This is a genomic window from Citrobacter sp. Ce119, from assembly GCF_030334525.1.
Classification (GTDB): domain Bacteria; phylum Pseudomonadota; class Gammaproteobacteria; order Enterobacterales; family Enterobacteriaceae; genus Citrobacter; species Citrobacter europaeus.
In genome coordinates, this window is the sequence record NZ_JAOWDR010000060.1 from 141,361 (window position 1) to 162,380 (window position 21,020).

Annotated in this window: 17 protein-coding genes and 1 pseudogene; 16 read left to right on the forward strand and 2 right to left on the reverse strand. The window is 56.1% G+C overall.

The window, feature by feature from the left end; all coding sequences use genetic code 11:
• Positions 1-88: 88 nt before the first annotated feature.
• Entirely contained in the window at positions 89-1,786 is a 1,698-nt protein-coding gene (gene narQ, locus OGV80_RS20975) for a nitrate/nitrite two-component system sensor histidine kinase NarQ (protein WP_286515692.1), read from the reverse strand.
• A gap of 260 nt (positions 1,787-2,046) precedes the next feature.
• On the opposite strand from narQ, the gene aegA reads away from it, so the two are divergent.
• From aegA to OGV80_RS20990, 3 genes are all read left to right on the forward strand, one after another.
• Entirely contained in the window at positions 2,047-4,026 is a 1,980-nt protein-coding gene (gene aegA, locus OGV80_RS20980) for a formate-dependent uric acid utilization protein AegA (protein ID WP_286515694.1), read from the forward strand.
• A gap of 156 nt (positions 4,027-4,182) precedes the next feature.
• Positions 4,183-4,758, forward strand: coding sequence for a GDP-mannose pyrophosphatase NudK (nudK, locus tag OGV80_RS20985; protein WP_087052461.1), 576 nt, complete (start codon positions 4,183-4,185; stop codon positions 4,756-4,758).
• A 123-nt stretch (positions 4,759-4,881) separates the two neighbouring features.
• Positions 4,882-5,925 carry a DUF1176 domain-containing protein gene (locus tag OGV80_RS20990; RefSeq protein ID WP_075146368.1) on the forward strand — a complete coding sequence of 348 codons (1,044 nt, stop codon included), beginning with the start codon at positions 4,882-4,884 and terminating at the stop codon, positions 5,923-5,925.
• On the opposite strand, the gene tkt is transcribed toward OGV80_RS20990, so the two are convergent.
• Positions 5,915-7,909, reverse strand: a complete 1,995-nt coding sequence (tkt, locus tag OGV80_RS20995; protein WP_286515697.1) for a transketolase — start codon at positions 7,907-7,909, stop codon at positions 5,915-5,917. The genes OGV80_RS20990 and tkt overlap by 11 nt on opposite strands.
• Positions 7,910-8,190: 281 nt before the next feature.
• Here tkt and maeB point away from each other — a divergent pair, with 281 nt between their 5' ends.
• The 13 genes and pseudogenes from maeB (at position 8,191) to eutA (ending at position 21,019) form a co-directional block, all read left to right on the forward strand.
• The gene (maeB, locus tag OGV80_RS21000; RefSeq protein ID WP_286515699.1) at positions 8,191-10,470 is read left to right on the forward strand and encodes an NADP-dependent oxaloacetate-decarboxylating malate dehydrogenase; all 2,280 of its coding nucleotides are present in this window, start codon (positions 8,191-8,193) and stop codon (positions 10,468-10,470) included.
• Positions 10,471-10,630: 160 nt separating this feature from the next.
• On the forward strand, positions 10,631-10,966 hold the full coding sequence (eutS, locus tag OGV80_RS21005; protein WP_003037995.1) for an ethanolamine utilization microcompartment protein EutS: 336 nt from the start codon (positions 10,631-10,633) through the stop codon (positions 10,964-10,966).
• Between the two features lie 12 nt (positions 10,967-10,978).
• Positions 10,979-11,458, forward strand: a complete 480-nt coding sequence (gene eutP / locus OGV80_RS21010) for an ethanolamine utilization acetate kinase EutP (RefSeq protein ID WP_003037998.1) — start codon at positions 10,979-10,981, stop codon at positions 11,456-11,458.
• Positions 11,436-12,140 (forward strand): ethanolamine utilization acetate kinase EutQ, encoded by a 705-nt coding sequence (gene eutQ, locus OGV80_RS21015; protein ID WP_286515701.1) that lies wholly within the window; start codon positions 11,436-11,438, stop codon positions 12,138-12,140. The genes eutP and eutQ overlap by 23 nt, the downstream gene beginning before the upstream one ends.
• A 9-nt stretch (positions 12,141-12,149) precedes the next feature.
• Positions 12,150-12,953: an ethanolamine utilization cob(I)yrinic acid a,c-diamide adenosyltransferase EutT gene (gene eutT / locus OGV80_RS21020; protein ID WP_286515703.1), complete on the forward strand. Its 804-nt coding sequence runs from the start codon at positions 12,150-12,152 to the stop codon at positions 12,951-12,953.
• Positions 12,950-13,960 (forward strand): annotated as a pseudogene (gene pta / locus OGV80_RS21025) (phosphate acetyltransferase); the annotation flags it as partial. The gene eutT and the pseudogene pta, both read left to right, overlap by 4 nt.
• A gap of 167 nt (positions 13,961-14,127) precedes the next feature.
• A complete protein-coding gene (gene eutM / locus OGV80_RS21030; RefSeq protein ID WP_003835054.1) occupies positions 14,128-14,421 on the forward strand; it encodes an ethanolamine utilization microcompartment protein EutM in 294 nt (97 codons plus the stop codon).
• 114 nt (positions 14,422-14,535) lie between these two features.
• Positions 14,536-14,823 (forward strand): ethanolamine utilization microcompartment protein EutN, encoded by a 288-nt coding sequence (eutN, locus tag OGV80_RS21035; RefSeq protein ID WP_003038011.1) that lies wholly within the window; start codon positions 14,536-14,538, stop codon positions 14,821-14,823.
• An 11-nt stretch (positions 14,824-14,834) separates the two neighbouring features.
• A complete protein-coding gene (locus OGV80_RS21040) occupies positions 14,835-16,238 on the forward strand; it encodes an aldehyde dehydrogenase family protein (protein WP_043017152.1) in 1,404 nt (467 codons plus the stop codon).
• A 12-nt stretch (positions 16,239-16,250) separates the two neighbouring features.
• Positions 16,251-17,090, forward strand: a complete 840-nt coding sequence (gene eutJ, locus OGV80_RS21045) for an ethanolamine utilization protein EutJ (RefSeq protein ID WP_199994334.1) — start codon at positions 16,251-16,253, stop codon at positions 17,088-17,090.
• Positions 17,080-18,267, forward strand: coding sequence for an ethanolamine utilization ethanol dehydrogenase EutG (gene eutG / locus OGV80_RS21050; protein WP_286515706.1), 1,188 nt, complete (start codon positions 17,080-17,082; stop codon positions 18,265-18,267). Before eutJ ends, eutG begins: the two co-directional genes overlap by 11 nt.
• A 119-nt stretch (positions 18,268-18,386) precedes the next feature.
• Positions 18,387-19,619 carry an ethanolamine utilization protein EutH gene (gene eutH / locus OGV80_RS21055; RefSeq protein WP_043017149.1) on the forward strand — a complete coding sequence of 411 codons (1,233 nt, stop codon included), beginning with the start codon at positions 18,387-18,389 and terminating at the stop codon, positions 19,617-19,619.
• Positions 19,616-21,019 (forward strand): ethanolamine ammonia-lyase reactivating factor EutA, encoded by a 1,404-nt coding sequence (eutA, locus tag OGV80_RS21060; RefSeq protein ID WP_047409611.1) that lies wholly within the window; start codon positions 19,616-19,618, stop codon positions 21,017-21,019. Before eutH ends, eutA begins: the two co-directional genes overlap by 4 nt.
• The last annotated feature ends 1 nt before the right edge of the window (position 21,020 follow it).

The following is a 21,020-nucleotide window of genomic DNA, read 5'->3' on the forward strand; positions in this document are numbered from 1 at the left end:
AATGTAAATTATCATGCCCGTTTACAGCATACCTTTTGTGCCAACGCCGTCAGGCCTGGATCCAGCCCCGACGGCACTTTGCGGTTCTTTACGTTAGTTCACCGTCGGATTCTGCTGAACGAAAACTGATACTCACCAGCGTCCCCCCTCCGGAGGGTTGAGAGAAGGTCAGCGTGCCGCTCAGCCTTTCCGCCCGCTCGCGCATAATATTTAACCCATAGTGCCCCGTAGGCTCATGCGGCTCGCCAATGCCGATGCCGTTATCGCGGATATAAACCGTATGATTACCATCGGGTGCTGTTACGCAACTGACGGCAATTTCGGTTGCGTTGGCATGCTTAATCGCGTTCAACACCGCTTCACGGACGATCTGCAGCAGATGCACCTGCATTTGCGCGTCCAGCGCCAGCGTCGGCAATCGGCAATCCAGCGTCAGTTTAGCCGAGGTCTGATTTTGCAGCGTTTCCAGCATTTCATGCAGGGCTGAGGGAAGATCGGCCTGCTGTAAAGTCAGGCGGAAGGTGGTGAGCAGTTCGCGCAACTGGCGGTAGGCATCGTTCAGCGCCTGGGAGAAATCCGCCATAATGCTTTGCGCCGGGGCGTTATCTTCCGGGATCGAGCGCTTCAACAGCGTGAGCTGAATACGTAAATAAGAGAGCACCTGCGCCAGCGAGTCGTGCAGCTCGCGTGCAATCGTCGCCCGCTCCTCCATTAACAACAACTGCTGAAAATGTTTTTGCGCCTGGTTGAAGTACAACCCGCGTCCCAGCATTGAGGAGACGCTGTTGAGCAGCGGAGTGGAAGCGTTGACGTTGGGACTTTGCCAGTGCAGTTCCCCGTAAACGGTTTCCTGCATGGTGACTGGCAGGATCTGCATTGGTAACTCAGGACTTTTAGTCCCTTCGCTAATCCGCCAGTTATCGCCGACGGTGAGTTCCAGGAAATACGCGGCGTCATGCTCGCGGACAATCTGTAAAATATGGCGGAAACAGTGTACGTCAATCTGACTGGTATTTAATGCCTGGGAACACTGATACAACACCTCCAGACGGCGGTTGGCTTCGTGGAGATCGTGGGTCTTCTCAGCGACCGAAGCTTCCAGCGAGCGGTACAGTTTGTGTAATTCACTCGACATCTGGCTGAAGGTTTTACCCAGCAACCCAAGTTCGTTGGGCAAACCGGTATCCAGCGGCGGGATATCAAACTGCCCGTGTTCGATGTGCTGGCTGGCCATCACCAGCTTATTCAGCGGACGCACCACCTGCTGGCGAATTCGCCGCAAGGTAAAGAAGACGAGAGTGAATATGCCGATCCCACCCGCCAGTGAAATTCCAAAAACCAGCATCACTTTGCGTTCGGCATAATGCTGCAGCGCCAGCACAAAGAGATCGATTTGATCGACATAGCTATTGATATTGGCCTGGTACCATTTTAAATCGCCATCAATCAGACGGGCGTTCATTTCCAGCCAGTTAGCATGCAGACGTCCATAGCGGATTTTTACCGCTTGTGGCACATACCACGCGTTCAGGTTCTGAAGCGCCGGTGAGTTTAGCGCCTGCTGAAAAAGCTGGCGGTGAGCGTTGAGCTGTGGGCTTTGGCTTTGTAGATCGTAACCCAGACGATAACTTTGCATGCGCAATGAGCCAGCAACGTTGATGGCTTCGGCATCGCGCAAGCTGCTGGTCAGCGTGAGCAACGCAATACCCGTTGAGAGAATCGACAACAGCACGATGTAGAAAAAAGCTTTAGCCAGACTGGCCGAGACCGGACGCTTTACCGTCACTTGTGCATCCTCACACAATACACGTCGCGCCTTAAAACAGCCTGAACGATGCGGTGTATTTGATAAATGTTAATAAAACGCCATGAAACTGGATGGTAACTGAAACACAATTTCATATGCGATGAAATAAATTGATCTGCCACAGGTTCTGGATAAATAGTTGTGCTTCCTGGGCAAATGAACATTGCCGCTTCCTTCCGTGTCGGTTAATAACACTCTTATAAAGAATAAGGTTTTTGCAACCAAAAAAGAAGGAAGCCATGAATCGTTTTATTATGGTCAATAGCCAGCAGTGCCTGGGATGCCATGCCTGTGAGGTCGCCTGCGTCATGGCTCACAACGACGAGCAGCATGTCCTGAGCCAGAGGCATTTCCAGCCCCGAATTACCGTCATTAAACATCAGCAGCAGCGTAGCGCAGTGACCTGCCACCACTGTGAAGATGCGCCCTGCGCCAGAAGTTGCCCGAACGGGGCAATCAGCCATGATAACGACAGCGTGCAGGTGAATCCGCAAAAGTGCATTGGCTGTAAATCATGCGTTGTAGCCTGTCCTTTCGGCACGATGCAGATCGTACTCACTCCCGTAGCCAAAGGGAAGGTGAAAGCCACCGCGCACAAATGTGATTTGTGTCAGGGACGCGAACAGGGACCTGCCTGCGTCGAGAACTGTCCGGCACAGGCGTTACAGCTGGTGACGGAAAATTCGCTTACCGGCCTGTCAAAAGCGCGCAGGCTGCGTACCGCTAGTCTGGAAAGCCAGCCATGGCATGCCAGCGCTACCGATTTTGTTCCACATGTCATCACCAAACGTGAGCAAATGCAGGCGACGCCTGCGCGGGGCGAGCCGGATAAGCTGGCGATTGAGGCCCGTAAAACCAGCTTTGAAGAGATCTATTTGCCGTTTCGTACGGCGCAGGCGGAACGGGAAGCATCCCGCTGCCTGAAATGCGGCGACCACAGTATTTGCGAATGGACCTGCCCACTGCATAACCATATTCCTCAGTGGATTGAACTGGTCAAAGCCGGGAACATCGATGCGGCGGTTGAGCTTTCTCACCAGACTAACTGCCTGCCGGAAGTGACCGGTCGCGTGTGTCCACAGGACCGGCTTTGCGAAGGAGCATGCACGGTACGTAGCGAACATGGCGCGGTGACTATCGGTAATATTGAGCGTTACATCTCCGATCGTGCCCTGAGCAAAGGATGGCGACCGGACTTAAGCCACGTGCAGAAAGTGGACAAGCGGGTTGCTATCATCGGCGCAGGCCCGGCGGGTCTGGCCTGCGCCGATGTGCTGGCGCGCAGCGGTATCAGCGCCACCGTGTACGATCGCCATCCTGAAATCGGCGGTTTGCTGACGTTCGGCATTCCGGCCTTCAAGCTGGACAAATCGCTGCTGGCGCGCCGCCGTGAAATCTTCAGCGCCATGGGTATTCATTTCGAACTGAACTGTGAAGTAGGTAAGGATGTCGCGCTTGAAACGCTGCTGGAGGATTACGATGCCGTGTTCGTGGGCGTAGGAACCTATCGTTCCATGAAGGCGGATCTGCCGAATGAAGACGCGTCTGGCGTATATGATGCGCTGCCGTTCCTGATCGCCAACACTAAGCAGGTGATGGGGCTGGATGAACTGCCCGAAGAACCGTTTATCGATACTGCCGGACTGAACGTGGTGGTACTGGGCGGAGGCGATACGGCAATGGACTGCGTGCGTACCGCATTGCGCCATGGCGCAAGCCAGGTGACCTGCGCCTATCGTCGTGATGAAGCCAATATGCCCGGTTCGAAAAAAGAGGTGAAGAACGCTCGGGAAGAAGGAGCAAACTTCGAGTTTAACGTCCAGCCGGTTGAGCTGGTGTTGCATGCCGATGGGCGAGTCAGCGGCGTGCGTTTTTTACGTACACAGCTTGGCGAGCCGGATGCGCAGGGCCGCCGACGCCCGGTTCCCATCGCCGGGAGTGAGTTTGTCATGCCCGCAGATGCGGTGATCATGGCGTTTGGCTTTCACCCGCACGGCATGCCGTGGCTGGAGGCGCATGGCGTTAAGGTCGATCACTGGGGGCGCATTGCTGCCGATGTTGAAAGCGCATACCGATATCAAACCAGTAATCCGAAAATCTTTGCCGGTGGCGACGCGGTACGCGGTGCGGACCTGGTGGTGACGGCCATGGCGGAAGGACGGCATGCTGCCCAGGGGATAGTCGACTGGCTGGGCGTAAAATCAGTCAAATCTCATTAATCGGCGAGTAGGCCGGATAAAACGCGTTAGCGTTGCCATCCGGCAATGTGCCGCATGCATGCCTGATGGCGCTTTGCTTATCAGGCCTACATTGTTCCAAGACAAACCCGGTTTCACGGCGTAGTATTATTTCTCACTTCTTGCTGTGGAGCCGGTATGTCGCAAAAAATTACCCTCATCAAAGATAAAGTCCTCTCCGATAACTACTTCATCCTGCGCAATATCACCTATGACCTGACCCGTAGCACTGGGGAGGTGATTCGTCATAAGCGCGAGGTTTACGATCGCGGTAACGGCGCTACTATCCTGCTGTATAACCCGGAGAAGAAAACGGTGGTGTTAATCCGCCAGTTTCGTGTCGCCACCTGGGTCAACGGTAACGAAGACGGCCAACTGATTGAAACCTGCGCCGGGCTACTGGATAACGACGAACCGGAAGCGTGTATTCGTAAAGAGGCGATTGAAGAGACCGGCTATGAAGTGGGTGAAGTGCGTAAACTGTTCGAACTCTACATGTCGCCGGGCGGCGTAACGGAGCTGATCCATTTCTTTATCGCGCAATACAGCGACAGTCAGCGGGCAAACGCCGGCGGCGGTGTGGAAGATGAAGATATTGAGGTTCTGGAGCTACCGTTCACACAGGCGCTGGAAATGATTAAAACGGGTGAGATCCGTGACGGTAAAACGGTGCTTTTACTGAACTATTTGCAGTCGTCGCATCTCATGGATTAATGCACGGGATTTATATTTCTTTACAAATTTTCGGCCAATCCGACGATTCTTATTGAGCCACATCAGTCGCGCAAGGAAGATACCGCTTAGGCTGTGTGTTTTGACTTCGGGGTTGTACCGTCCATGCGCTATCGCGTTATTTTGCTTTTCCTGCTCGGGTTGCTACCCGTCCGTTTGCTGTGGGCTGCACCCGCTCAGCAAGCGTTTTCTGACTGGCAGGTAACGTGCAATAACCAAAACTTTTGCGTGGCGCGCAATACCGGTGAACATCACGGCCTGGTCATGACCTTAAGCCGCAGCGCCGGGGCGCATACCGACGCCGTGTTGCGTATTGAACTGGGTGGGTTGGAAACATCCACTGTCAAAGAGAGCGATATTGCGCCGCGTCTGCTCCTGGATGGCGCGCCGCTCTCGCTTCGCGGCGAACACTGGCGTATTACTCCCCGGCAACTGATGACCGACGATCCGGCGACCATCAGCGCCTTTTTACAAACCGTACAGGACGCGAAGGCGATAACCCTGCAAAAAGGGACGCAAACCCTGTCACTGGATGGGCTAAAAGCCGCGCTGCTGTTTATCGACGCCCAACAAAAACGGGTCGGTAGCGAAACCGCATGGATCGAAAAAGGCGACGAGCCTCCGCTCAGCGTTCCTCCGGCCCCCGCACTGAAAGGCGTAGCGGTCATTAACCCAACGCCAACCCCCCTCACACAACAAGAGCGCAGTGAACTGCTGGACTACGGTAACTGGCGGATCAACGGTATTCGCTGCTCGATCGATCCGCTGCGGCGCGAGATGCGCGTTACGGCCCTGACGGATGATAAAGCGCTGCTGATGATTGGCTGTGAGGCCGGGGCGTATAACACCATCGATCTGGCGTGGGTGGTTTCACGCACTAACCCTATGACTTCACGCGCGGTACGCCTGAGCCTGCCTTTTAAAACGGATGCGGAAAGTCGCGATATGGAGTTGACCAACGCCACGTTTGACGAGAAGTCGCGGGAGCTGGTAACCCTCGCCAAAGGACGAGGGATGGCAGATTGCGGTATCCAGACCCGCTGGCGCTATGATGGACAGCGGTTTCGCCTGGTGCGCTACGCCCAGGAGCCTAGCTGTGATAACTGGCATGGGCCAGATGCCTGGCCCACGCTGTGGATCACGCGTTAAGCACCTTGTGCGCTTTGTCGACGATGTTATCCACCGTAAAGCCGAAGAATGGGAACAACTTGTCCGCCGGTGCTGACTCCCCATAACCCGTCATGCCGACAATCGCCCCTTTCAGTCCAACATATTTGTACCAGTAGTCGGCAATTCCAGCCTCTACCGCCACGCGCGCGCTGACGTTTGCCGGCAAGACCGACTCCCGGTACGCCTCATCCTGGGCGTCGAAGATATCGGTTGAGGGCAGAGAAACCACCCGCACGTTACGACCTTCGCCGGTCAGTTTTTCCGCCGCCAGCAGCGTGATTTCCATTTCTGAACCGGTAGCAATGAGAATAACATCCGGCTTACCACCGCCATCCTTCAGCACATAGCCACCGCGGGCAATTTGCTGTACCTGCTCAGGCGTGCGTTCAACCTGCGCCAGATTCTGCCTCGAGAGGATCAGCGCCGTGGGCCCGTCATGGCGTTCGACCGCCAGCTTCCAGCCTACCGCCGCCTCAACCTGATCGCACGGCCGCCAGGTGCTGAAATTAGGCGTCAGACGCAGGCTGGCGAGCTGTTCAACGGCCTGGTGCGTAGGACCATCTTCCCCCAGACCAATCGAGTCGTGGGTATAAACCATAATTTGTCGGGCTTTCATCAGCGCCGCCATGCGCGCAGCATTACGGGCGTATTCAACAAACATCAGGAACGTTGCGGTGTACGGTACGAAGCCCCCGTGGTGTGCGATACCGTTGGCAATCGCGGTCATGCCAAATTCCCGCACGCCGTAGTGAATGTAATTTCCTGCATGATCCTCTTTAAGAGAAGTGGAGCCTTTCCAGATAGTCAGATTGCTGGGCGCCAGATCCGCAGAGCCGCCAAGCAGCTCAGGTAGTATCGGCCCGTAGGCGTTAAGGGTATTTTGCGAGGCCTTACGGGTGGCGATTTTGGCCGGATTGGCCTGCAGCTCGGTAATATATTTCTGCGTTGTTGCTTCCCACTCCTTCGGCAGTCCGCCGCTCATCCGGCGGGTAAACTCTGCCGCTAGCTCCGGATGCGCTTGTCGATACGCCGCGAATTTCTCATTCCAGCCCTGTTGCGCTTTTTCGCCTTTCTCGCGTGCGTCCCACGCCCGGTAAATCTCTTTGGGGATTTCAAAAGCAGGATGATGCCATCCCAGCTTCTGCCGGGTCAGCGCCACTTCTTCTTCGCCCAGCGCTGCGCCGTGCGCTTCCTCTTTCCCGGCTTTGTTCGGCGAACCAAAACCAATTACCGTGCGGCAGATAATCAGCGACGGCTTATCGGTAACAGACTGCGCTTCCTGAATCGCTTTTTTCACCGCCTCAGGGTCATGACCGTCAATCTCATGCACCACATGCCAGTGATAGGCCTCAAAGCGTTTCGCGGTATCGTCGGTAAACCAGCCGTCGGTTTCGCCATCAATCGAGATGCCGTTGTGATCGTAAAAGCCAATGAGTTTACCCAGTCCCAGGGTGCCCGCCAGCGAGCACGCTTCGTGAGAAATTCCCTCCATCAGACAGCCATCGCCCATGAATACGTAGGTAAAATGGCTGACAATTTCATGATCCGGCTGGTTAAACTGCGCTGCAAGCGTGCGTTCGGCAATCGCCAGGCCAACCGCGTTGGCTAAACCCTGGCCCAGCGGGCCGGTGGTGGTTTCCACTCCCGGCGTGTAGCCAATTTCCGGGTGTCCTGGCGTCTTCGAATGGAGCTGGCGGAAATTCTTTAACTCGTCGAGCGGCAGGTCATAGCCGGAAAGATGCAGCAGGCTGTAAAGCAGCATTGAGGCGTGGCCATTGGACAAAATAAACCGGTCACGATCGTACCAGGTAGGATCGGTCGGGTTATGGCGCAGAAAATCGTTCCATAGCACTTCAGCGATATCGGCCATCCCCATTGGTGCTCCAGGGTGGCCGGAGTTAGCTTTTTGGACGGCATCCATACTTAGCGCACGAATGGCATTGGCAAGCTCTTTACGGGTCATAGGAAATACTCCTTGAAAAGTAAAGTGTTAGATGCGTGTTGTGATTCACACTTTTGGGAAAATTGCGGGCGTTGTCAGCAAAAAGCATAGCAGACAAGCATGGTATTGCTGGATTAAGCAGGTAACATGGCTGTTATAAATTGATAACAAATTCTTTCTTTGAATGGTGAGAGTTTGGGGACCTTCAAAGTTTGTGCCGTTGACTGGGGTGATAATGTGCGGCTCAGTAGAATGGTTACCCGCGCCACTTTTTTTGATAGATACGTGAAAGGAACAACAAGATGGATGACCAGTTAAAACAAAGCGCCCTCGATTTCCACGAGTTTCCGGTACCCGGTAAAATCCAGGTTTCTCCGACCAAGCCTCTGGTAACGCAGCGCGATCTGGCGCTGGCCTACTCGCCGGGCGTGGCTGCACCGTGTCTGGAAATTGAGAAAGACCCGCTGGCCGCCTACAAATATACCGCGCGCGGCAACCTGGTTGCGGTTATTTCTAACGGTACAGCGGTGCTGGGCCTCGGCAACATTGGCGCGCTGGCCGGTAAGCCGGTAATGGAAGGCAAAGGCGTTCTGTTTAAGAAATTCGCCGGGATTGATGTTTTCGACATCGAAGTGGATGAGCTCGATCCGGATAAATTTATCAATGTGGTTGCGGCCCTGGAACCCACGTTTGGCGGCATTAACCTCGAAGATATTAAAGCCCCGGAGTGCTTCTACATTGAGCAAAAACTGCGCGAGCGCATGAATATTCCGGTCTTCCACGATGATCAACACGGTACGGCAATCATCAGTACTGCCGCTATTCTGAACGGTCTGCGGGTGGTTGAGAAAAATATCTCTGACGTGCGCATGGTGGTGTCTGGCGCAGGCGCAGCGGCGATTGCCTGTATGAATCTGCTGGTGGCGCTCGGGATGCTGAAGCACAATATTGTGGTCTGCGACTCCAAAGGCGTGATTTACAAAGACCGCGAACCGAACATGGCGGAAACCAAAGCGGCTTATGCGGTGGTAGATGACGGTAAGCGTACGCTGGATGATGTGATTGACGGCGCAGATATTTTCCTCGGTTGCTCCGGTCCGAAAGTGCTGACCCAGGAAATGGTTAAGAAGATGGCGCGTGCGCCAATGATCCTGGCGCTCGCCAACCCGGAACCGGAAATCCTGCCGCCGCTGGCAAAAGAGGTGCGTTCCGACGCCATCATTTGCACCGGTCGTTCTGACTACCCGAACCAGGTTAACAACGTCCTGTGCTTCCCGTTCATCTTCCGCGGCGCGCTGGATGTCGGCGCTACCGCCATCAACGAAGAGATGAAACTGGCTGCGGTACATGCCATTGCTGAGTTGGCGCACGCCGAACAGAGCGAGGTGGTGGCCTCTGCTTATGGCGATCAGGACCTGAGCTTCGGCCCGGAATACATCATTCCGAAACCTTTCGACCCGCGTCTGATCGTCAAAATAGCCCCTGCGGTGGCGAAGGCGGCGATGGACTCCGGTGTGGCAACGCGTCCGATTGCCGACTTTGATGCGTACATCGATAAGCTGAGCGAATTCGTCTACAAAACCAACCTGTTTATGAAACCGATTTTCTCCCTGGCACGCAAAGCGCCGAAGCGAGTGGTGCTGACGGAAGGGGAAGAGGCGCGTGTGCTGCATGCCACCCAGGAGCTGATCACGTTAGGTCTGGCGAAGCCGATCCTGATCGGTCGTCCGAGCGTTATCGAAATGCGTATCCAGAAACTGGGTTTGCAGATCAAAGCGGGCGTCGATTTTGAAATCGTCAACAACGAGTCCGATCCGCGCTTCAAAGAGTACTGGAGCGAGTACTATCAGATTATGAAACGCCGTGGGATTACCCAGGAGCAGGCGCAGCGCGCGGTGATTGCCAATACTACGGTGATCGGCGCGATCATGGTGCAGCGCGGCGAAGCGGATGCGATGATCTGCGGTACGATTGGCGACTACCATGAACACTTCAGCGTGGTGAAAGAGGTGTTTGGTCATCGCGATGGCGTGCATACTGCCGGGGCGATGAACGCCTTGCTGTTGCCAAGCGGTAACACCTTTATCGCCGATACCTACGTCAACGATGACCCTACGCCGGAGCAACTGGCTGAAATCGCCGTGATGGCGGCAGAAACCGTACGTCGCTTTGGTATCGAACCGAGGGTGGCGCTGCTGTCCCACTCCAACTTTGGTTCATCTGACTGTCCATCGGCCAGCAAAATGCGCGATGCGCTGGAGCTGATTAAGGCGCGTGCGCCAGAGTTGATGATTGACGGCGAAATGCACGGCGACGCCGCGCTGGTGGAAAGCATCCGTAATGACCGTATGCCGGACAGTCCGCTGAAAGGCTCAGCGAATATTCTGGTGATGCCGAATATGGAAGCTGCCCGTATTAGTTACAACTTACTACGCGTTTCCAGTTCTGAAGGCGTTACGGTTGGCCCCGTGCTGATGGGGGTTGCAAAACCGGTTCACGTATTAACGCCGATCGCCTCTGTTCGTCGTATCGTTAATATGGTGGCGCTGGCGGTCGTAGAAGCCCAAACGCAGCCGCTGTAATTTCACTTTAATTTATTTCCGGCGCGGGTTTCTCTCGCGCCTTTTTATTTTCCCTTTCTTAGTGATCCACTTCACCTTTTAAACCTGGTTGCCGAATTTTGTTATTTACTCTGACAAAAAATTGCCACGATGAGGGCAGTTTTAGAGGAGGCGGTGAGCAATGGAAAAAGAACGCATTATTCAGGAATTTGTGCCGGGGAAACAGGTCACGCTGGCGCATCTCATTGCGCACCCCGGCGAAGAACTGGCGAAAAAGATCGGCGTTCCCGAAGCGGGTGCCATCGGCATCATGACGCTGACGCCAGGTGAAACCGCGATGATTGCCGGTGATTTAGCCATGAAGGCGGCAGATGTACATATCGGCTTTCTCGATAGATTCAGCGGTGCGCTGGTTATCTACGGCTCAGTAGGCGCGGTAGAGGAAGCGTTATTACAGACGGTAAGCGGTCTGGGTCGGTTATTAAATTTCACTTTGTGCAATCTGACAAAAAGTTAATCAGAGGCGGCGATGAAACGTATTGCGTTTGTCGGTACGGTGGGGGCGGGGAAAACAACGCTCTTTAATGCGCTACAGGGGAATTATTCCCTCGCCAGAAAAACTCAGGCCGTGGAGTTTAATGAAAATGGCGATATCGACACGCCAGGGGAATATTTCAGCCATCCGCGCTGGTATCACGCCTTAATTACCACGCTGCAGGATGTCGATACGTTGATTTATATACACGCGGCAAATGATAAAGAAAGTCGCTTACCTGCCGGGCTGTTGGATATCGGCGCCAGTAAACGACAAATCGCCGTTATCAGCAAAACGGACATGCCGGATGCCGACGTCGCCGCAACGCGACAACTACTTCGCGGGATGGGGTTTCAGGAGCCGATTTTTGAGCTCAATAGCCATGACCCGCGCAGCGTGCAGCACCTGGTGGATTATCTGACTGAGCTCAGCCAAAAGGAGGAAAGGGCAGGTGAAAAAACTCATCACAGCTAACGATATTCGTGCGGCCCACGCACGCGGCGAACAGGAAATGTCGGTTGTTCTGCGCGCCAGCATCATCACCCCGGAGGCGCGCGAAGTTGCGGAGCTGCTGGGCGTCACCATCAGCGAATGCGATGAATCCGCGCCAACTGCTGCCGCTGCTGCACCGGCGTCGGTGGATGATGGCAAAACGGAAAGCCAACGTATTCGCGAAACCATTATTGCGCAGTTACCGGAAGGGCAGTTTACCGAAAGCCTGGTCGCCCAACTGATGGATAAAGTCATGAAGGAGAAACAGTCGCTGGAGCAAGGCGGAATGCAGCCGAGCTTTAACTCGGTAACCGGCAAAGGCGGTGTCAAAGTCATCGACGGCAGCAGCGTGAAGTTTGGTCGTTTTGACGGCGCACAGCCGCACTGCGTAGGTTTAACCGACCTGGTGACCGACCAGGATGGTAGCAGTATGGCAGCCGGGTTCATGCAGTGGGATAACGCTTTTTTCCCATGGACGCTGAACTACGACGAAATCGACATGATTCTGGAAGGCGAGCTGCACGTTCGTCACGAAGGCGAAACCATGATTGCTAAAGCCGGGGATGTGATGTTTATCCCGAAAGGTTCCAGCATCGAATTTGGCACGCCATCAACGGTGAAGTTTCTGTATGTAGCCTGGCCTGCGAACTGGCAGTCCTGCTAAGGCGGATGTATGAAGGATTTCATTACCGAAGCATGGCTCAGAGAGAATCATACGCTCAGCGAAGGGGCTGAAATTCATCTCCCCGCTGACGCTCGCCTGACGCCGTCTGCCCGGGAATTACTGGAAAGCCGACATCTGCGCATTAAGTTTATTGACGAGCAGGGTAGCTTGTTTATTGATGACGAAGAACAGCAGCCGCAGCCGGTGCATGGCTTAACCAGCAGCGATACGCATCCACAGGCCAGCTGCGAACTGTGTCATCAACCGGTTGTGAAGAAACCAGACACGCTGACGCATCTGACGGCGGACAAGATGGTCGCCAAAAGCGATCCGCGCCTGGGATTTCGCGCCGCGCTGGACAGCACCATCGCGCTGGCCGTGTGGTTGCAGATAGAGCTGGCGCAACCGTGGCAGCCGTGGCTGGCGGATATCCGTTCGCGCCTGGGCAACATTATGCGCGCCGACGCTATGGGTGAGCCGCTGGCAGCACAAGCTATCGTCGGTTTAAGTGACGAAGATTTACACCGGCTTTCGCATCAGCCGCTGCGCTATCTGGACCACGACCATCTGGTGCCTGAGGCCAGCCACGGACGTGATTGCGCGTTGCTTAATCTGCTACGTACTAAAGTCCGAGAAACGGAGACGGTGGCGGCCCAGGTTTTCATCACTCGTAGTTTTGAAGTTATGCGACCGGACATCATGCAGGCGCTCAACCGCCTTTCCAGTACGGTCTACGTGATGATGATTCTGAGCGTGGCGAAGCATCCGCTAACGGTTAGCCAAATTCAACAGCGACTGGGGGAGAAGCCATGATCATTGAACGTGCTCGTCAACTCGCCCAGCGCTCACCTGCACGGGTGGTGTTCCCGGATGCGCTGGATGTTCGGGTGCTGAAGGCTGCTAATTACCTGCACCAGCATGGTCTGGCACATCCCATTCTCGTCGCCAGCCCGTTTGCGCTGCGTCAGTTTGCCCTCAGCCATCGGGTGGCAATGGATGGCATTCAGGTTATCGATCCGCAAAGCAACCTGCCAATGCGCGAAGAATTTGCGCTGCGCTGGCTGGCCCGCGCGGGAGATAAAACGCCTGCGGATGCGCTGGAAAAACTCAACGATCCGCTGATGTTCGCCGCGGCAATGGTCAGCGCGGGCAAAGCAGACGTTTGTATTGCGGGCAATCTGTCATCGACGGCAAACGTGCTTCGCGCCGGGTTGCGCATTATTGGGCTACAGCCGGGCTGTAAAACGCTGTCGTCTATCTTCCTGATGCTGCCGCAGTACCTCGGGCCGTCATTAGGGTTTGCCGATTGCAGCGTCGTGCCGCAGCCCACCGCCGCACAGCTTGCGGATATTGCGATTGCCAGCGCGCAGACATGGCAGGCGATCACAGGTGAAGAGCCGCGCGTGGCCATGCTGTCGTTTTCAAGTAATGGCAGCGCTCGCCATCCCAACGTCGCTAACGTGCAGCAGGCGACCGAGATCGTCCGTGAGCGAGCTCCACAGCTTATCGTGGATGGGGAACTGCAATTTGATGCCGCCTTTGTTCCGGAGGTCGCCGCGCAAAAAGCGCCCGCCAGTCCGTTAAAGGGCAATGCCAATGTGATGGTCTTCCCGTCGCTGGAGGCAGGCAATATTGGCTACAAAATCGCTCAGCGTCTGGGAGGGTATCGCGCAGTTGGTCCGTTGATTCAAGGGCTGGCCGCACCGCTTCATGACCTTTCTCGCGGCTGTAGCGTACAGGAAATTATCGAACTGGCGTTGGTGGCAGCAGTGCCGCGCCAGACTGACGTGAGTCGTGAAAACGCCTCGCACACACTGGTTAATACACAAAATCATTCGCGCAGCGTCGAGGCGGCAAGTGCGGGAACCTCAGGAGCTTACTTAAGTAAGTGACTGAGGTGAGCAAACGCAGCCAACAAAGAGGCTGTGTGAAGGATGAAGTGTATGTATAGGTCCCGTTCTGGACCCCTTAATGAGAGGAAAACACAATGGAAGCATTAGGAATGATTGAAACCCGGGGCCTGGTTGCACTGATTGAGGCTTCTGACGCAATGGTTAAAGCGGCACGCGTGAAACTGGTTGGCGTGAAGCAAATCGGTGGCGGTCTGGTCACTGCCATGGTCCGTGGCGACGTAGCGGCATGTAAAGCGGCAACGGATGCTGGTGCTGCAGCTGCGCAGCGTATCGGTGAGCTGGTTTCCGTACACGTGATCCCGCGTCCGCATGGCGATCTGGAAGAAGTGTTCCCGATCAGCTTTAAAGGCGACAGCAACGACATGTAAGTCGTCCATGTGACGCCACAGACTTCATTGCTGGCGTCACCCTCTCTCCTTTTCACATTACCTTCTGCGGAGGGTAGGGGGAGGTTTTACCTGAAATATGCCACGGAGGCGCGTATGAAACTGGCAATCGTCACAGGACAAATTGTTTGTACCGTACGCCATCAGGGGCTCGCGCACGACAAGTTGCTGATGGTGGAAATGATTGACGCCCAGGGAAATCCCGACGGGCAATGTGCTGTTGCGATCGACAGCATCGGGGCGGGAACCGGAGAGTGGGTGCTGCTGGTCAGCGGAAGCTCAGCCCGTCAGGCGCACCGGAATGAATCATCACCTGTCGATCTGTGCGTGATTGGCATTGTCGATGAAGTGGTGGCAGGTGGTCAGGTGATCTTCCATAAATAAGGCAGAAAATCATGAATCAACAGGATATTGAACAGGTCGTGAAAGCGGTGCTGCTGAAAATGAAAGACAGCAGCCAACCGGTCAGTGCCGTTCAAGAAATGGGCGTTTTTGCCTCCCTGGATGACGCAGTGGCGGCAGCAAAACTGGCCCAGCAGGGGCTGAAAAGCGTTGCCATGCGCCAACTGGCTATCACGGCTCTACGTGAGGCGGGCGAAAAGCACGCCAGAGAATTAGCGGAACTTGCCGTCACAGAAACCGGCATGGGACGCGTTGAAGATAAATTTGCCAAAAACGTGGCGCAGGCGCGCGGCACGCCGGGGGTGGAATGCCTGTCTCCACAGGTCCTGACCGGCGATAACGGCCTGACGCTGATTGAAAATGCGCCGTGGGGCGTGGTGGCCTCGGTAACCCCATCCACCAACCCGGCCGCAACCGTCATTAACAACGCTATCAGCCTGATTGCCGCTGGTAACAGCGTGGTCTTCGCACCGCATCCGGCGGCGAAAAAAGTCTCTCAGCGCGCTATCACCCTGCTTAACCAGGCGGTGGTTGCTGCAGGTGGTCCGGCAAACCTGTTGGTGACGGTTGCCAACCCGGATATCGAGACTGCGCAGCGTCTGTTCAAGTACCCAGGTATCGGCCTGCTGGTGGTGACCGGTGGTGAAGCCGTAGTAGACGCCGCGCGTAAGCACACCAACAAACGTCTGATTGCTGCTGGTGCGGGTAATCCGCCAGTGGTGGTTGATGAAACGGCCGACCTGGCCCGCGCGGCGCAGTCGATCGTTAAAGGCGCTTCGTTTGACAACAACATCATCTGCGCCGACGAAAAAGTGCTGATCGTGGTCGATAGCGTCGCTGATGAACTGATGCGTCTGATGGAAAGCCAGCATGCGGTGAAACTGACTGCGGCTCAGGCCGACCAGTTGCAGCCGGTGCTGCTGAAAAATATCGATGAGCGCGGTAAAGGCACGGTCAGTCGTGACTGGGTAGGCCGCGATGCAGGAAAAATCGCTGCGGCGATTGGTCTGAACGTACCGGATCAAACCCGGCTGTTATTCGTCGAAACCTCAGCGACGCATCCGTTTGCCGTCACCGAACTGATGATGCCGGTTCTGCCGGTTGTGCGAGTCGCCAACGTTGATGAAGCCATCGAACTGGCGGTCAAGCTTGAAGGCGGCTGCCACCATACGGCGGCGATGCACTCGCGCAATATCGACAACATGAACCGTATGGCAAACGCCATTGATACCAGCATTTTCGTCAAGAACGGACCGTGTATTGCCGGTCTTGGGCTCGGCGGCGAAGGCTGGACCACGATGACCATTACCACGCCAACCGGGGAAGGGGTGACCAGCGCGCGTACGTTTGTGCGTCTGCGTCGCTGCGTGTTGGTGGACGCCTTCAGAATTGTATAAGGAGTAAAAGAGATGGCGCACGACGAACAACGTTGGCTGACACCCAGGCTGCTCAAAGCGGCAACGCTATGTAACCAGACGCCTGCTGCGAGCGATTCACCGCTGTGGCTGGGCGTGGATTTGGGAACGTGTGATGTGGTGTCGATGGTTGTCGACAGCGACGGGCAGCCGGTTGCGGTTTGCCTGGACTGGGCCGATGTCGTGCGCGATGGCATCGTCTGGGATTTCTTCGGTGCGGTGACCATCGTTCGTCGCCATCTCGATACGCTCGAACAACAGCTGGGTTGCCGTTTTACCCATGCGGCAACCTCGTTTCCACCGGGAACGGACCCGCGAATTTCGATCAACGTGCTGGAGTCTGCCGGGCTTGAAGTAAGTCATGTACTCGACGAACCGACCGCCGTGGCGGACCTGTTGCAGCTCGATAACGCTGGCGTGGTGGATATCGGTGGCGGCACCACCGGGATAGCCATTGTGAAGCAGGGCAAAGTGACTTATTCCGCCGATGAAGCGACCGGTGGGCACCATATTTCTCTGACGCTGGCCGGGAACCGCCGCATCCAGTTGGAGGAAGCCGAGCAGTACAAGCGCAGCAACGGCAAAGAAATCTGGCCAGTGGTTAAGCCGGTCTACGAAAAGATGGCGGAGATCGTGGCTCACCATATAGCAGGACAGGGCGTCATTGACTTGTGGCTGGCCGGTGGCTCCTGTATGCAGCCGGGCGTTGATGAACTGTTTCGTAAGCGTTTCCCGGAACTGCAGGTGCATTTACCCCAGCACAGCCTGTTTATGACCCCGCTGGCGATTGCAAATAGCGGAAAAGAAAAAGCGGAAGGAATCTATGCAAGCTGAATTGCAGACCGCGCTCTTTCAGGCATTCGATACCCTGAATCTGCAACGCGTAAAAACGTTTAGCGTTCCACCGGTTACGTTATGTGGACTGGGAGCGCTCAGTACCTGCGGACAGGAAGCACAAACGCGCGGACTGACGCATATGTTCGTCATGGTTGACAGCTTCCTGCATCAGGCAGGGATGACCGCCGCACTGGAGCGTAGTCTGGCGATGAAGGGCGTGGCGATGACGCTGTGGCCATGTCCGGTGGGCGAACCGTGCATTACGGACGTCTGCGCAGCGGTCGCGCAAATGCGTGAATCGAAGTGCGATGGCGTAGTGGCCTTCGGCGGCGGTTCCGTACTGGATGCCGCAAAGGCAGTGGCGTTGCTGGTGACCAACCCCACCCAGACGCTGGCTGACATGGACGAGCGCAGCACGTTACGCCCACGTCTGCCGCTGATTGCCGTACCGACTACCGCCGGAACGGGCTCAGAAACCACTAACGTCACGGTGATTATCGACGCCGCGACTGGACTCAAACAAGTGCTGGCCCACGCAACACTGATGCCGGATGTGGCGATCCTTGACGCCGCGCTGACGGAAGGTGTGCCCGCACACGTCACGGCGATGACCGGGATCGATGCGCTGACGCACGCTGTTGAAGCGTATAGCGCGCTGAACGCGACGCCGTTTACCGACAGCCTGGCGATTGGCGCGATTGCGATGATCGGTAAATCGCTGCCGAAGGCCGTCGGCTACGGTCAGGATCTGGCGGCGCGGGAAAGTATGCTGCTGGCTTCCTGTATGGCCGGGATGGCGTTTTCCAGTGCGGGGCTGGGTCTGTGTCACGCGATGGCGCACCAGCCGGGCGCTGCGCTGCACATCCCGCATGGACAGGCTAACGCCATGCTGCTGCCGACGGTAATGGGGTTCAACCGCCTGGTGTGTCGTGAGCGCTTCAGCCATATCGGACGGGCGTTAACCAACAAGAAGTCGGACGATCGCGATGCCATCAACGCTGTCAGCGAGCTGATTAGCGAAGTGGGCCAAACCAAACGACTCTCAGACGTGGGAGCAAAACCCGAGCATTACAGCGCATGGGCTCACGCCGCGCTGGAGGATATTTGTATTCGCAGTAACCCACGCACCGCCACGCAGGCACAGATTATCGACCTGTACGCGGCTGCCGGGTAATGCCTGTAGGCCGGATAAGGTGCTCGCACCGCCATCCGGCAATAACACGGCGTTAATGCCGGAGGCGACGTAAACGTCTTATCCGGCCTACAAATCACAAATGACAGGGAGTAGGGGCTATGGGAATTAACGAAATCATCATGTACATCATGATGTTCTTTATGCTGATTGCCGCCGTGGACAGGATCCTGTCGCAGTTCGGCGGTTCGGCGCGCTTCCTCGGTAAGTTCGGTAAGAGTATTGAGGGGTCGGGCGGCCAGTTTGAAGAAGGTTTTATGGCGATGGGCGCGCTGGGCCTGGCGATGGTCGGTATGACCGCTCTGGCGCCGGTACTGGCGCATGTGCTCGGGCCGGTGATTATTCCGCTGTACGAAATGCTGGGCGCGAACCCGTCGATGTTTGCCGGAACGCTGCTGGCGTGCGATATGGGCGGCTTCTTCCTGGCGAAAGAACTGGCGGGCGGCGACGTTGCGGCGTGGCTGTACTCAGGCCTGATCCTCGGGGCGATGATGGGGCCGACGCTGGTGTTCTCCATTCCGGTTGCGCTGGGGATTATTGAACCATCTGACCGTCGTTATCTGGCGCTGGGTGTGCTGGCCGGTATCGTCACCATTCCGATTGGTTGTATTGCGGGTGGTTTGATAGCGATGTACTCCGGCGTCGAAATCAACGGGCAGCCGGTGGAGTTCACCTTCGCGCTGATCCTGATGAATATGATCCCGGTGCTGATCGTGGCCGTGCTGGTGGCGTTGGGACTGAAATTCATCCCGGAAAAAATGATCAACGGTTTTCAGATCTTCGCGAAATTCCTCGTGGCGCTGATCACCATCGGCCTGGCGGCAGCGGTAATTAAGTTCCTGCTCGGCTGGGAGCTGATTCCGGGTCTTGATCCCATCTTCATGGCACCGGGCGACAAGCCGGGTGAAGTGATGCGCGCCATCGAAGTTATCGGTTCTATCTCTTGCGTACTGCTCGGTGCGTACCCAATGGTTCTGCTGCTGACCCGCTGGTTTGAAAAACCGCTGATGAGCGTCGGTAATCTGTTAAAAATCAATAATATTGCGGCTGCAGGCATGGTCGCGACGCTGGCGAACAACATCCCAATGTTCGGCATGATGAAGAATATGGATACCCGCGGCAAAGTGATCAACTGCGCCTTTGCGGTCTCCGCGGCCTTTGCATTGGGTGACCACTTAGGCTTCGCCGCTGCCAACATGAACGCGATGATTTTCCCGATGATTGTCGGCAAGTTGATTGGCGGCGTGACGGCGATTGGTGTGGCTATGCTGTTGGTACCGAAAGATGAAGATGTGCCAGCAGAAGTAGAAACCAACCCGGAGGCGCAATCGTGAATACTCGCCAGCTACTGAGCGTCGGTATCGATATCGGCACCACCACCACTCAGGTGATCTTCTCGCGCCTTGAGCTGGTTAACCGTGCGGCAGTGTCGCAGGTGCCGCGCTACGAATTCATCAAACGCGAAATTAGCTGGCAAAGCCCGGTTTTCTTTACCCCCGTTGATAAGCAGGGCGGGTTGAAAGAGGCCGAACTTAAGGCGCTGATCCTCGCCCAGTATCAGGCAGCGGGTATCAAGCCTGAGGCCGTCGATTCCGGTGCGATCATCATTACTGGAGAAAGTGCCAAAACCCGCAATGCGCGACCGGCGGTGATGGCGCTCTCCCAGTCGCTGGGGGACTTCGTGGTTGCCAGCGCCGGTCCGCATCTGGAATCGGTGATTGCCGGTCACGGCGCGGGGGCTCAAACCCTGTCAGAGCAGAAGTTGTGCCGCGTACTGAATATCGACATCGGTGGCGGTACGTCGAACTACGTCTTGTTTGATGCCGGAAAGGTCAGCGGTTCGGCTTGCCTGAACGTCGGCGGACGATTGCTGGAAACTGATGGCCAGGGGCGAGTGGTGCATGCGCATCAGCCGGGGCAAATGATTGTTGATGACGTATTTGGCCCAGGTACCGACGCTCGTTCGCTTAACGCCACGCAACTGGTTCAGGTGGCGCGACGGATGGCGGCGCTGATTGTGGAAGTGATTGACGGTACGCTTTCACCGCTGGCGCAGGCACTGATGCAAACCGGTCTGCTGCCTGCGGGCGTGAAACCGGAAGTGATTACGTTGTCCGGCGGGGTGGGCGAGTGCTACCGCAACCAACCTGCCGATCCGTTCTGTTTTTCCGACATCGGGCCGCTGCTCGCCACGGCGCTGCATGAACATCCGCGCCTGCGTGAGATGAACGTGCAGTTTCCGGCGCAAACCGTGCGTGCCACGGTGATTGGCGCCGGGGCGCATACGCTGTCGCTTTCGGGCAGCACTATCTGGCTGGAAGGTGTGGCGCTTCCGCTGCGCAATCTGCCGGTGGCGATTCCGGTTGATGAGGCTGATTTGGTAGCCGCCTGGCAGCAAGCGCTGATGCAACTCGATCTGGACCCGCAAACGGACGCCTACGTGCTGGCGCTGCCCAGTTCGCTGCCGGTGCGCTACGCCGCGCTGTTAACGGTTATTGATGCGCTGCTGGCTTTTGTCGCGCGCTATCCGAATCCGCATCCCCTGCTGGTGGTAGCCGAGCAGGATTTTGGTAAAGCCCTGGGCATGCTGTTACGCCCACAGTTACAGCAACACCCGCTGGCGGTCATCGATGAGGTGGTTGTCCGGGCGGGGGACTATATCGACATTGGTACGCCTCTTTTTGGCGGATCGGTTGTGCCGGTGACGGTGAAATCACTCGCATTTCCTTCCTGAG